The 13,733-nt window shown below is 36.1% G+C and carries 11 protein-coding genes, 2 pseudogenes and 1 riboswitch; of the genes and pseudogenes, 8 read left to right on the forward strand and 5 right to left on the reverse strand.

The window, feature by feature from the left end; genetic code table 11:
• Nucleotides 1-641 precede the first annotated feature (641 nt).
• A pseudogene (locus MHH66_RS28665) lies at nucleotides 642-845 on the forward strand (hypothetical protein); the annotation flags it as partial.
• 88 nt (nucleotides 846-933) lie between these two features.
• The gene (locus MHH66_RS21605) at nucleotides 934-1,764 is read left to right on the forward strand and encodes a VanW family protein (RefSeq protein WP_061689897.1); all 831 of its coding nucleotides are present in this window, start codon (nucleotides 934-936) and stop codon (nucleotides 1,762-1,764) included.
• Between the two features lie 638 nt (nucleotides 1,765-2,402).
• Here the strand turns inward: MHH66_RS21605 and MHH66_RS21610 are convergent.
• The 3 genes from MHH66_RS21610 to MHH66_RS21620 all read right to left on the reverse strand — a co-directional run bounded on the left by MHH66_RS21610 (nucleotide 2,403) and on the right by MHH66_RS21620 (nucleotide 7,078).
• On the reverse strand, nucleotides 2,403-4,787 hold the full coding sequence (locus MHH66_RS21610) for an immune inhibitor A domain-containing protein (RefSeq protein ID WP_201096074.1): 2,385 nt from the start codon (nucleotides 4,785-4,787) through the stop codon (nucleotides 2,403-2,405).
• 283 nt (nucleotides 4,788-5,070) lie between these two features.
• Nucleotides 5,071-6,027, reverse strand: coding sequence for an ATP-grasp domain-containing protein (locus MHH66_RS21615; protein ID WP_063217510.1), 957 nt, complete (start codon nucleotides 6,025-6,027; stop codon nucleotides 5,071-5,073).
• Nucleotides 6,020-7,078, reverse strand: a complete 1,059-nt coding sequence (locus MHH66_RS21620; protein ID WP_016093174.1) for an LLM class flavin-dependent oxidoreductase — start codon at nucleotides 7,076-7,078, stop codon at nucleotides 6,020-6,022. The genes MHH66_RS21615 and MHH66_RS21620 overlap by 8 nt, the downstream gene beginning before the upstream one ends.
• A 234-nt stretch (nucleotides 7,079-7,312) precedes the next feature.
• Nucleotides 7,313-7,420: riboswitch (SAM riboswitch) on the reverse strand.
• Between the two features lie 256 nt (nucleotides 7,421-7,676).
• On the opposite strand from MHH66_RS21620, the gene MHH66_RS21625 reads away from it, so the two are divergent.
• Complete coding sequence (locus MHH66_RS21625; protein ID WP_078184595.1) at nucleotides 7,677-7,883, forward strand: hypothetical protein; 207 nt, start codon at nucleotides 7,677-7,679, stop codon at nucleotides 7,881-7,883.
• A 35-nt stretch (nucleotides 7,884-7,918) separates the two neighbouring features.
• Nucleotides 7,919-8,176, forward strand: a pseudogene (locus tag MHH66_RS21630) (hypothetical protein); the annotation flags it as partial.
• 69 nt (nucleotides 8,177-8,245) lie between these two features.
• Here the strand turns inward: MHH66_RS21630 and MHH66_RS21635 are convergent.
• On the reverse strand, nucleotides 8,246-8,635 hold the full coding sequence (locus tag MHH66_RS21635) for a hypothetical protein (protein WP_078184594.1): 390 nt from the start codon (nucleotides 8,633-8,635) through the stop codon (nucleotides 8,246-8,248).
• Nucleotides 8,636-8,927: 292 nt separating this feature from the next.
• Here MHH66_RS21635 and MHH66_RS21640 point away from each other — a divergent pair, with 292 nt between their 5' ends.
• Nucleotides 8,928-9,479, forward strand: a complete 552-nt coding sequence (locus MHH66_RS21640; RefSeq protein WP_078184593.1) for a DUF4352 domain-containing protein — start codon at nucleotides 8,928-8,930, stop codon at nucleotides 9,477-9,479.
• A gap of 97 nt (nucleotides 9,480-9,576) precedes the next feature.
• Here the strand turns inward: MHH66_RS21640 and dhaK are convergent, their stop codons facing one another.
• Nucleotides 9,577-11,328, reverse strand: coding sequence for a dihydroxyacetone kinase subunit DhaK (dhaK, locus tag MHH66_RS21645; protein ID WP_078184592.1), 1,752 nt, complete (start codon nucleotides 11,326-11,328; stop codon nucleotides 9,577-9,579).
• A gap of 178 nt (nucleotides 11,329-11,506) precedes the next feature.
• On the opposite strand from dhaK, the gene dhaS reads away from it, so the two are divergent.
• The 3 genes from dhaS to MHH66_RS21660 all read left to right on the forward strand — a co-directional run bounded on the left by dhaS (nucleotide 11,507) and on the right by MHH66_RS21660 (nucleotide 13,493).
• Complete coding sequence (dhaS, locus tag MHH66_RS21650; protein WP_078184591.1) at nucleotides 11,507-12,073, forward strand: dihydroxyacetone kinase transcriptional activator DhaS; 567 nt, start codon at nucleotides 11,507-11,509, stop codon at nucleotides 12,071-12,073.
• Between the two features lie 19 nt (nucleotides 12,074-12,092).
• Nucleotides 12,093-13,091 carry a DhaKLM operon coactivator DhaQ gene (gene dhaQ / locus MHH66_RS21655; RefSeq protein WP_078184590.1) on the forward strand — a complete coding sequence of 333 codons (999 nt, stop codon included), beginning with the start codon at nucleotides 12,093-12,095 and terminating at the stop codon, nucleotides 13,089-13,091.
• Nucleotides 13,092-13,385: 294 nt separating this feature from the next.
• Nucleotides 13,386-13,493, forward strand: coding sequence for a YjcZ family sporulation protein (locus MHH66_RS21660; RefSeq protein ID WP_000505673.1), 108 nt, complete (start codon nucleotides 13,386-13,388; stop codon nucleotides 13,491-13,493).
• Nucleotides 13,494-13,733: the final 240 nt, after the last annotated feature.

Below are 13,733 nucleotides of genomic sequence, written 5' to 3' on the forward strand. Positions count from 1 at the left end.
TCTAAAATAATATAACAAAACACATTATACAATCAAAACTTTTCGGAGGATATACTGAATTTCAAAATATGCAAAAATTCATATCACTATAGGGATTCATACTGATATTATGCTATTTTACTTGCGAATATATAAAGTGAAACTTTAATCAGTGGGGGTTTTGTTCATCCCCCACTGATTATTAGCCTTCACCAATCGGGCGTTTACGGGCAGTTGATCTCCCACCTAACTTCTTTGCTCCAGCCGCATTTTAAGGTGGGAGTTTTACTGCCCACAAATAGCGGGATAAATAAAAAGAAAAATACTAATGTAACATTGTAAATATACATATCGATTTTTAAGCTTTTATTTCGCTAAAATGTAGCCTAAAAAACAATGCTATCTCCATTAAAATCACAATATAATCCTGAGAACATACCTTTTAACATGATTCATTGTAATTAACTTAACTTTTTATTTGCTAAGAAACTTTGCAACAGAACCTAGTAAAGTCTCAAAAAACAACTTATTATCAATCAATATTTAGTAAAAATATATTGATTCTTTAGAATTTCTTTAATTTTCATTATTCTTTATTTAAGGTTATCCTTTATATTTATAATGTATTTATTTGAATTTATCATATTGAGGCAGAGTTTCACATGACTATAAGCAATTCGAAAAATGGAAAAAACAAGGTCCCCATTAGATTAATTATACTGTTTTTTTGCGTCTCTTATCTATTTATGTTAATTACTATGCAGCTAAGAAAAGTACAATTTATTGATGGATATACATATAAGAATGTAGTTAAAAAACGAGAGAATGCGACAATTAATATTACAGTTCTGTGCGGGAAAACTTGGGTAAATTCAAAGGCATTAATAAGACAATTGATTGGGATCGTAATTACGGAAATGGTAACATATGAAAACGATGGAGAGAGGAAATAAAATGAATTTAGTGAACTTACGTCCTAAACAGCGGTCTAAGTATCGCATTCTACTAGGGACATGGTATTACTCTACAAAGAGGTACATTCAGTGGTTAGCAGATGGAAAAACATATGCAAAAACGTTTCAACAAGAAAAGTTACCCTATACAGCGATTCAGCATCGAACGATACTACTTCGTAAGCTCAAAGATGTAGATATATGGTATCAACAGAATAAAGTTGTTAATTTGAAGATTGCTATTAAACAACTAAATGGTATCGTCATTAGACCGGGAGAAACATTCTCTTACTGGCGTTTAATAGGTAAGCCTACGAGAAGAAAAGGGTATGTAGAGGGCATGATACTACACTATGGATCTTTTCAAGCAGGCATTGGAGGAGGGCTTTGTCAGCTTTCAAATTTAATATATTGGATGACCTTACATACACCATTGACAGTAACAGAGCGATATCGTCATAGTTTTGATGTCTTTCCTGATTCCAAGCGGACCCAACCATTTGGAAGTGGAGCGACTTGTTCTTATAATTATTTGGATTTACAAATCAAAAATGAAACGGACCAATCGTATCAACTTCACCTTTATATTACAGATAAGCATTTAGTCGGTGAGTGGAGAATTGCCCATCCGCAGCTTTATCAATATGAAGTATATGAAAAAGAACACTCAATCCAATCTGCATACTGGGGTGGTTATATACGACATAATGTTATTCAACGTAAAGTATATACTCAACAGAAACAGTTTATAGAAGACCAATATGTAACGGAGAATCACGCTATAATGATGTACGAACCACTATTAGCTTATAATAATGAGGAGGGTGAGTGAAGGTAACATTGGTGTATCAAGTATTTTTGTCTAGTAACACACTACATGCCTCTCTTCATATAATTAATAGGCACAACCCTTTTTGCAACATAACTTTTTCTTGTTAAAAAACTTTGTAACAGAACCTCTTTTTAGGTTCTAGTGTGAAAATAAAGGGATGTGATAATTAATTTTTTCTGTACATCATAAAAAATCAATTATACTTATCATTTCTTACAATCAAATCTGATAAGTATTTTGTAATTTAATAAAAATTTCGTATGAGAATGTATTTTTGCTCATGCATTTCAATTAATTTAAATCATGCTACATTGTAATTTGTTGATTTATTTCTACTTTTAAAACTAAAGCGGCATGCTACATAAATCTATTTTGATTTCTCGACATATAAATCGCTGCTATGCAGAATATAACAGGACCGCTACTGACTTTCTCCCTTTGTTTTATACCTCGCATGTGGAAGGAAAAGGAAATTTTCTAGAGATATCATTTCTCGTTTTTATTGAAAATAAATTTTATATCTTCCTTTCCAATGAACTGGTTCCTAAACTAAACTGCCACGTTTCTAGAATAAGAAAAGAGCTGTCCATAAGTCAGTTTCACCAACTTATGGACAGCTCTCATAGTTTCACCTTATTCTATCGATGAATCCAAACTGCACCTGCAGATTTGTCTTCAGCTTGACCTACTACTTCAAACTTCAATCCTAATTTCGGCAACTTACGTCCTGCATCTGGAATAGCGCTGTTGATGTACTGCTTAGAATCATCAAATTTTGCAACTCCTGGTAATCCTTTATAGTCAAAGATACCGCGAGTTGGCGAGTCTACTCTCCATGCTGGCGCTTGATCAAATGAGAATGCCGCATCGGCAATTTGATAACGCGTACTGCTCTTCACAGTCGGTTGTCCGTTTAATGTACCTACGATTGCCTCTGGATGAGAATCTACTACTCCTAAGAATCCTTCACCTGGATGAACACCTACCCAGTTATCTGTAAAGCTTTGATCCGCATACCATACAACCATTCCTGTATTAAAGACTGGACCACGCGCATGTTTTAACGCCGTGTCAGAACCAGCGTAATTTCTCCACTCTACGTAGTAGTTATTTTTTTTCTGTTCCAATCCGTTAGATACAGTAAATCCTTTTAACGTCATTGCTGGCCCGCCTTCTGCATCATCTGAGAAAACAACTTTGCCATCTACAGTTAATGCAGCATTATCTAACGCAAATCCTTTATAAGCTACTGCAATATCTGTTAAATACTCAAATTGCAGTTTTACTTTTTTCCCTTTAAATTGGCTTAAATCGTATGATTTATCAACCCACTTACCATCAGTTGTATCCACGCCGCCTTTTACATCTTTTTCGCCCATTCTATCAATACGTGTCTTCGTTCCATCTTCTGCAATCGCATATACGTCAAGGAAATCATACTTCGCTTCAAGTTCGTAGAATGCCTTATAATCGAACTTAGCATCCTTTGCATTTGTTAAGTCAAATACTGGTGTCTCAAGTGTTGTATGAATGTCATTTCCTTTTGTACTGTAATAAAACTTCTTACCAAATGCTGACTCGATATTTTTAATATCTTTGTCTGGCAAGTTAACACGAACGATTCCTGGTCGTTTTGATTTTGTAACACTTTGATCTAAATATGTTGCAACACCGACTCCCGTGCGAAGTTTATCATAATCTACCTCAACGATATTCGCCCAGTTGCCATTCATATTCTTTTGGAAAAACTCTTTATTTTGTGGTGAGAAACTCGTTGGCTCTGTTCCTGCAATTTTTCCAGCCCAGCTGCCGCCGCTCATAATAGACCATGACTCAACAGGTTCACCTTGTCCTGAATACTTTGTATCGTACTCATCTGGTAAGCCTAAATCATGACCATACTCATGCGCAAACACACCAACTGCTCCATCTTCAGGCTCGATTGTATAATCGTATGCAGCCATCTTTCCGCCCCAATTCGAAACAGAAGATTTTGTGCCATCAATCGCATATGGTTTTGATCCAAGTTTTGAACGATGAGACCAAATCGCATCATCTTTCAATTTACCGCCGCCAGCTTCTTGACCAACGCCAGCATGTACAACCATTAAATGATCAATAATGCCATCTGGCTCGTTTTTATTTCCATCACCATTTTGATCGTATTGATCAAATTGATCATAGTCTGCTAAATTAATTCCTTTTGCTACCGCTGCTTTTAATGCTTCTTTCACAAGATCGCGTGGCCCTAAAGGACCCTTATTATCATGGCCAGTTCCTGCATCCGCACCATAATCTGAAGCTTTTCCTGGAACAGTAAGCCATTCCGTTACAGTTCCATCAACTGTGTAGCTCCCGCCAGATTGTTCTTCATAATATTGTTTAAATGTGTTAATCTTCGATCCATCAAATAACGTAAATGGTTCATTACCAAATAACATTTTTTGATAATGTTCACGATTAAAGTCCTTAGAATACATGTATCCTGGCTCTTGATCAATATTGTTATGCTTAAAATCGCTAAATTCTACAAGTAAAACAAGTACTTTATCTTTTCGAACAGCACCGTTGTACTCTTCTTGCTTCGCTGGTGCAGTAGGTACTTTTCCATTTAATTTACTAGAATTCAATCCTGCACCTTGTCCAGCTACTGGCCCTCCTGTTGGCTGCTGCGCCTGTTCATTTTCCTTCATTTTTGCATCTTTTACTTTTTTCATAAAATCAGAAGCTTCTTGCGTAAGACTATCTCCTGTCAAGATTTCTTTACCAGGGTTTTCCCCTTTCTTTTTCTCAACATATTTTTCGACAGCCTTTGACGTCTCAGCTTGTGATGCAGATTGATCAATTACGCCCCGTTGTTTTAGCGCTTCTGCCAAACGCTCCTCCGGTATTAAATGCTCATCTATTGGTAGAGATGATGGCGAATCAGCATACGCTGCATGACTTCCAAAAGCAAAACTACTACTTAGTACTGCTGCTGTTGCTAAAACTGATAATGGTTTTAACTTCTTATTCTTTTTCAATGCATTTCCTCCCCAGTGTCTGCGAATTATCGTTTTTTTTGCCGATAGAAACATAATATTCTCTTTATAGAGAATATTCAATCTTTTTCAACAAATAAAATGTTGAGAAATATTTTTTTGTGCAGGGCGGGATACGTAGGATAAAAAATACAACATAAAAACTGATACTTTTCTTGCTGGTGCAAAAACTCTAAAAACCTTGTAAGTACGCTCTTAAACTTGGACATACTGATACTATTAATTTAGCAAAGGTTTGCACCAGAACCTTATTTTTTAATCAACATTATTTAACTGACTCTACTTGTTTTTCTAATTCTATTCCAAGGAATTTAGCAAGCTCAAGCATACCAAATTGATTAGCTACAGACTCTGCGTCAGAATTATAGTTTGTGTTTGTATTAATATCATACGTATAAATTGTTCCATCCGAACTGCGAATAAATTCAATACCAGCAACGGTAACTTCATTTTCTTTCAAAAATTCTTTGTATTGTTCAATAATTGGCTCTTGGAAGTCCGATATAATTTCAAATTTTGTTGACGACTCTTTCTTACTCTCTTCTCCTACTGGGCAAAAAGCATCGTGAATAGAGCACGCATCTGCTGGACAAAGCTCAAATCCTTCTGATGTATCTACTTTAACTGCATATACAAACTGACCGCCTACAAACTCACAACGTGTAATATATGGTTCTGGCGCTTCAATATACTGCTGGATTAAAGTAATTCCATCAATGGGTTCTTGAAATGTCGGACCATCCAAATATTGTTCTAAAGCATCAATAGAATGAAAAAGTTGAACACCAAGGCCTTTACCTGCACGGTTATGCTTTGTAATGAACGGTACTTCCCCTAACTCCCTTGCTGCTTTTACTATATTATCACGGCCAACAGCACCAATTGTTTTCGGCACTTGTATCCCAAAATTTCTTAATGCTGCATATTGATTCAATTTACTTACTTCAAGGCGTAATGCACGAGACCCATTAAATACTGTTCGTCCGTATCCCTCTAGCCAAGCAAGAACCCCTTCAGTCAATTCAGGTGCATATCGATGCCCTCTCGTATGTGAAGAGGCACTCATACGGCTATAAAAAACACCTTGGGGAGGTTCTTGTTCTAACGAAACAGTTCCTTCATCTAAAAACCACTCCTCATAAGGTAACTCCAGTTCTTCCAATCTTTTCACCAAATGATCCGTCCATTCCTTATTCTCATGTAATATGTAAATTTTACTCATTTGTAATCAATTCCTTTCTTTTTGCTTCAACTAATGGCATCACTTTTTCAGAAAATCGTTTCATCTCTTCAAGCTGTGGCGAAAATTGTAAAAGTAATAACGTAACACCCACTTTTTCAAAAGCAAGTATCCTTTCTGCAATTTGTTCTGGTGTTCCGATTAAATTAGGACGTAACCCGCGATTAGATACGGAATAATCATTTAGCTTCACTTGCTGTTCCAAATGCGATTTACTAATAAAGTCTTGATAACCCGCGTAACCTAAAGCATCGTCTTTCACATCCGTTATGCGTCTCCATTCTTCTAACGCCTCTTCTTCTGTATCACGACAAATGACGTAAGCCGCAAGCCCGAATGACTGCAATGGCTCCTCTGTGACTTTCTTTCTACGATTCTTCATATCTTCTATTTTCACAAATACTTCTTCCACTGTTCCGCCATGCATTACATATGCATCCGCGTGATTTACAATTACTTCTTTTCCTCGCTCACTCTCACCACCTGCATAGATCTTAATGCCTTGTTTCTGCACAGGTTTTGGACTTAAATGTGTATGATGAAGCTCATAAAAGTTCCCTTTATAAGAAAACTCTTCTTCTTTCCAAAGCTCTTTCAAAACTGTTACAAATTCCTCTGTGCGATCATATCGTTCATCATGTGCCGTAAATACCCCGCCGTACTGTCTCGCTTCTTCTTCCCACCATGCTGAAACTACATTCAATGTAAAACGGCCATTACTTAATTGATCAATATTCGCTGCCATTTTCGCTGTAACTGCTGGATTGTGAAAACCAGGTCTTACAGCTGTCATAATCTCTAATCGATCTGTTACCGCAGCAAGTGCTGCCGCAGTTGTCCATGCTTCCAAACTTGGTGCTGAAACACCTTTTATATCATTTAAGTTTAATTCCGCAATAAGCGTTGTTGAAAAACCTAATTGTTCTGCCGCTTGCGCTGTTTGTTTTGCATACTCAAACGTAGGTGGCATAGATTCATCATCTACATTTCGAAGCCATCCCCCAAAAATCGGTAACCAAAAACCATACTCCACTACATATTCCCCCTTTATCTTTTAGCCATAAAGTGAAACTTTAATCAGTGGGGATTTTGTTCATCCCCCACTGATTATTAGTTGAACCAATCGGGCTTTTACGGGCAGTTGATCCCCCACCTAACTTCTTTGCTTCCGCTGAATTTTGAGGTGGGGGTCTTACTGCCCGTTAATGCGGGATAAAAAAAGCTACTCTTATCGAAATAAGAGTAGCCTTCTTGACTAAGTGAACTGCTCTTATCTTTCAGGTGTTTTTTTCACCTGCAGGATTTGGCACCTTTCGTCTAAAACGAGGTTGCCGAAGTTTCATAGGGCCCGTCCCTCCACTTCTCAACATAAGAATTGTTTGTTTTTTATTTATTATAATCATCAGAATAATAAAACTCAATACTTTAATACTTATTTTTCCGATAAACATTAAATGATATATGAAACATCATATTGTTATAGAGATTTATAGGGTATTATGTTGTTTTACTTGCGGATATATAAAGGGCTATGTTGTATCATGTCGAAAACATCATTTATAACCAAGTTGCTTTACTTCTATCTTAAAAACACAGAAAAATAAATATCAATCAAATGAGGTGTTAGTAACATGAAAAATAAACGATGCGAGAATTGTGGTTCTACTACATTTAAAGAAGGAAGGGTTGGATCTGCTTATCATGCAGATGTTTGTGAGGATGAATCTAGTAGATTCTTTTCAGGAGGGAAACGTTCCAAACTATTAACCACATTTTGTTTAGAGTGCGGTGAGGTGCAATCATTTAGAGTTGAAAAACCGGAGATATTTAAAGAATAAAATAATACTAATTACATATTATGCAGATGTTTATTAATGATACAGTAGGAATGATAACAACGGACGATTTCGCTACAACTAGAGTAAATACACCAATCATATTAATAAAAAAACAATGATAGTAGCATTCAAGCATTTCGCCTACCTTTAGAATTGGAATATTGGGTACTTTCATCTATAGGTACTGCTTCACTAGGAAAAATCCGTTCCTCTGTAAAGTTGTTTTCGGAATAATAGACACTAAATTTCTTGTTTATTTAGCTAAAGCAGACTTCTTTGGAGAACCCAAATAAAAGTTAAATCGACTCCTATTTAACATTTCCCTTCAGATATATGACAGTAAAGAATACATCATCACGGTGTCAGCATGCAAAAGTGTATTCTGCATTTCTGAAAACAGTAGATGGCAGATTGTGACCTGCTGAATCTGCTAAGAAAGAATATACAAGAACATCCTTAACATCATCTTTATTTCCACTAACGATGACATCAAGAAAATCTTCTATTTCGAATTCTGGCGTAAACAACACAATCTTAGTTGTTCTGTTTGGTTCTAAAGAAACAAACGTACGAGAGATTTCAACTAACTCATTTTGAGTCGGGAAAGAAATGTTTCGACTTCTCTTAACACTTATCGTTACATTACTAGTATGACAGCCTGAATCATTGTTTAACATAATGTTGAGAGCAGTTGGAATAATCCCATTTTCAGAAACTGGAACTCGAAACACTCCAGTAGATTTATGAGCCATATAATCACATCCTTTCAAAATAAAATATATTTACAATATATTAGATGCAAGAAACGTTCATTTTGATAGGGACAAATTATATGATTAATATATCTATAATAACCCTTGGTATTACTAAGACAATGATTTAAAAGATTAAAAAATATCGTGAGAACCAACCGAATGTATATTAAAAGTAAAAAGAATAAGGTGTCTAAAATACCCCCTATTTTGATCCAATAATGAGACATTATGTTAATCTTATATGTATAGCTGAACAAAATTGAGAAACTTAAGGAGACAGATAAATTTTATGAGGAAATTATTCATATTACTTACTTTAATTCTAGTATTAGTCAGTGTTACGGCTGCTTGCACACAAGATAAAAAAGATAGTGCCGTTGAAAATGGTCCAATAGAAGAACCAACCGTAAAAAATGAAAATGAAGAATTAATAAATTTTGAAGAAAAAGAAGATATGAGCCGCTTGGAACAAGGTATTTTATTAGTTGGTGAGAGTGTTAAGGGAGGCTATTACTTGACCGCCGTTCAAAATGCATATTTAAATGCTAGTAACGATTCCGTCGTTGTTAATGTCTCTGTAAAAAATGTACGAGGTCAAACGATTGGACTATCAGAATTAAAATATAACTTAAAAGATGAAAAAGACGGAAAGGCCTATGAAGGAAAGGTGCTTGATCAAAACCCTTCTGATATACAAGTTAAACCAAATGAAACGGTAGAATTAAAAATAGCTTTTGAAGTACCAAGTACCGCAGATGAATATATGTTTTATATTGAAAGCTCTTTAGATCCTCTAGGAGCACACTGGAAAATCGATAAGCTGCAATCACAAAAAAACTAAGTCTCAAATAAGCAAAAAGCAATGAAAAATTTGATATAGATACAAATGAAGAATATACAAAAGTCCCTCGCCTTAAGGCAGAGGGACTTTCTAATTCCTATTTCAAACTATCCGCAATCTCCGTAAAGATAACTCCAAGCGCATGTGCACCTGCATCAGGATAGCCTAAACTTCTTTCACCAACTGTACCGGCGCGGCCCATGCGAGCGACGATTTCTTTCGTATACTCTGCTCCTTTAACCGCTGCTTCTGCTCCTTTTTCAAAGGCAGTTTTCATATCTTCTTCGTTTGAAGCGCTATTTAACCAAGAGTCTACACATGGAGCAAGTGCATCAACAAGTGTTTTATCACCAACTACCGCTCCTCTACCGAACGATCTTTCACCGATAGATTGTATGCCGTGAAGTGCCGCTTGCAATATTTCAGCGAACTCGTTGGCTGTTAATTCACGTTTCTCGCCTGCTGCTTTACTAGCTGTGCGGAATGCTCCGCCCCAAATTGGACCAGAAGCCCCGCCGCAATGTTCCATAATAATCATTGAACAACCGTCAAGGAATGATCCGATCGTTACATTTTCTTGTTCTACAATAGAATGCCACTCACGTTTTAATTGCTTAAATCCTTTTGCCACACTCATTCCGAAGTCGCCGTCACCTGCATGTGTATCTAACTCACAGAACGGTACTTCATTTTTAATAATAATGTCACTCATTTTATCAACGAGATAAATCATGTTATTTAATGTAATGACATTATCTTTAATAACAGCGTGCTCTTCCGCTGTTTCTAGTTCAAATGAAACTTCCGTCTCTTCTACATCTTCAAGCACATTCACGTACTCTACACTCTCAACTGGTCCATCTACTTTAAATGCAGGTGTATTACACTCTTTCGATAATAACGTTTTTAGCTCGTCATCTAACTTCATCACTGTTAAAGACATACCAGCCATATCGATACTCGTCATATAATTACCGACGAATACTCTATTAATTTTAATGTTTCTAGCAGCTAATTCTCTCGTAACTGCGTTGTTAAATAAGTATAGTTCTTGCAGTGGTGTGCCGCCAAAACCATTTACAAGAAGTGCAATTTCCTCGCCATCTTTTACTCCTAAATCTTTTATTAAATCATTTGTCATACGGTTAGCTAATTCATCTGCTGACAGCGTTTTTTCACGTTTAATACCTGGTTCACCGTGAATACCTACGCCGTATTCCATTTCATCTTCCGCAAGTGTAAAAGTAGGTGATCCGCTCGCTGGAACTGTACAAGAAGTTAATGCTAAACCGATTGTACGCACGTTAGCCGCTGCTTTTTCCGCTACAGCTTTCACCGCTCCTAAATCCATTCCTGCTTCCGCTGCTGCGCCGGCAATTTTATGTACTAAAATAACTCCAGCAACGCCGCGGCGTCCTACTGTATACAAACTATCTTCTACCGCAATATCATCGTCTACTTTTACGTAGTCGACTTCAATTCCATCTTCAGTCGCTAAATGTGCACCGTTTTTGAAATTCATAATATCGCCGCTATAATTTTTAATAATTAATAACGTACCTTTTTTACTAGCTGTCTCTTTAATCGCCTGATATACCTGAATTTGTGAAGGAGAAGCAAACACATCTCCGCACACTGCTGCATCCAGCATTCCTTTTCCGACTAGACCTGCATGCGCTGGCTCATGACCACTACCGCCGCCACTAATTAACGTTACTTTATTTTCATTCATTTCTTTCTTCTTAATAAATTTATATTTTTTCAAAAACTCAAGCTCTGGATGAGCCATAACCATTCCGTTGCACATTTCCATTACTAATGTTTCTGGTTTGTTTATAATTTTTTTCATTGTGATTCTCCCTCAATTCCTTTAATATATTGTGATATATTTGAAATCTTCTTCTTACTACTCATGTTAAAATGAAAGCGTTTTATAGTAAACGGACAAAATGGACAATCTGTCTAAAGACACCGCTCTCATTTATAGATAGGATTTTTATATTACTAACATTCTAGGGATGATTCAGATGACCTCTTCTATAATTTCTAAAAAGATAATCGCGAACTCATTGAAACATTTAATGGAAACAGAATCGTTTCATAAAATATCAGTGAGCGATATTATGTTACACTGTCAAATGCGCAGGCAAACTTTTTACTATCATTTTAAAGATAAATTCGAACTATTAAGCTGGATTTATAAAGAAGAAACGAAAGAAAATATTATAGACTTTCTTGATTATGAAACATGGGAAAACATTTTCGATTTATTATTTGATTACTTTTACGAAAATCAAAAATTTTACCGAAATGCATTTAAAGTCATTGAGCAAAACTCGTTTAATCACTATTTATTTGAGCATACGAAAAACTTATATATGAAGATTATTGATGAACTATCGATGAGCTGTGGATTCAGCCTTTCGAATGAGACAAAAAATACGATTGCCTCTTTTTATAGTCACGGCTTCGTTGGGACGATAAAAGATTGGATTGAAAGTAAATGTGAAGTAGATCCGTCCATTATGTCTTCTCTCATGAAAAATATGATAAACAATCAATTACTACTTTTACTCGAGCAATCAGCAAAGTAATTAAAGGGTGGAAAAAGCAATGAAAAAGATTATGAATGATGTACAAAATATTGTTCAAGATATGCTGCATGGCTTTTATTTTGAACATAACGACAAAGTAAATTACGACGAAACAAATAACATCATTTATGTAAAAGATATCGAAAGACTGAAGCAAGACGTCGCTATTATAAGCGGCGGTGGTAGCGGACACGAACCAGCTGATATTGGCTATGTAGGAAACGGAATGCTTATGGCGGCAGTAAACGGCAGTATCTTCACTCCGCCTACAGTGGAACAAATTATTGCGGCAACTCGCCTCATGCCAAAAGATAAAAGTATTTTATTCATCATAAAAAACTTTAAAGATGACGTAGAAAACTTTTTAGCTGCAGAACAAATCGCAAAAGAAGAAGGAAGACAAATTGACCACATCATCGTAAATGACGACGTTTCAATTGAAGATGATACTTCCTTTAATAAAAGAAGACGCGGCGTAGCGGGCACTGTTTTCGTTCAAAAAATAGTAGGCGCGGCCGCTGAGAGCGGTCATTCTTTAGAAGAACTAACAACACTTGGACAAGCTGTCATCCAAAACTTACACACATTAGGAGTCGCCCTTTCACCTGCAAACGATCCAGTACAAGGAAAAGCTTCATTCACATTAAACGACGATGAAGTCTTTTACGGCGTTGGTATTCATGGCGAAAAAGGTTACCGCAAAGAAGCACTATCCTCTTCTGAAATATTAGCGATTGAACTTATGAACAAACTAAAAAGCATTTATCGCTGGAGAAAAGGTGACAACTTTGCCATCCTCATTAACGGACTCGGTGCGACACCATTAATGGAACAATACATTTTCGCAAACGATATTCGCCGTTTATGTGAGCTGGAAGGCTTACATGTGAAGTTCGTAAAGGTTGGTACCCTTCTCACTTCTTTAGATATGAAAGGTGTTTCGCTCAGTTTGCTTAAAATAGAAGATTCGGATTGGGTGAAGTGGTTGAAGGCGGATGTTAGAGCGAGTGGTTGGTAACAATAAACTAAACCTTATGATGATTGAACGTTTAGTAATCAAAAGTACTGACTTATATGAAGAATGTATAAATCTTAGGTATCTGTAAATAAATCGAAGCATACATACTATTTGCAAGTTATCCACCAGTTTCGAAATGCGGTTATCCAGTCGGAGAAAGGCACCTTAATGTGTCTTTTTTTTATTTTCAAAAGGACCTGCTCAATTATTGCGTAAAAAACATAAAGTAAATTGAATCCGTTAAAATACATGAGTGACCCCTTGTTTTCCCCTCTTATTAAAGGAGGAACTATTATGGGATTTGGTGGTAGTTGTGGCGGCTGTGGATTTTCTGGCGGCTTTGCTTTATTAGTAGTATTGTTTATTTTATTAATCATAGTTGGAGCTTCTTGCTTCTGCTAAACAAACTATCGGAAAAGACACTCTTATATGGGTGTCTTTTCTTTGTAATAAAAAACTCTCCATAAAGGAAAGTTTTTAGGTTTATACATTCAAGTCATCCAAATTAGTTATTTATACAGCACCTTATCACTTTCGGTCTTTAGTGTGACATATAAATAATCCTTCCCCTACACAAAGTTGCTCAACTAACTTTAATTCCTTAGATCCAAAACTTATATAATTAACACACACATCATCATT

It is taken from the genome of Bacillus sp. FSL H8-0492, from assembly GCF_038006145.1.
Classification (GTDB): domain Bacteria; phylum Bacillota; class Bacilli; order Bacillales; family Bacillaceae_G; genus Bacillus_A; species Bacillus_A mycoides.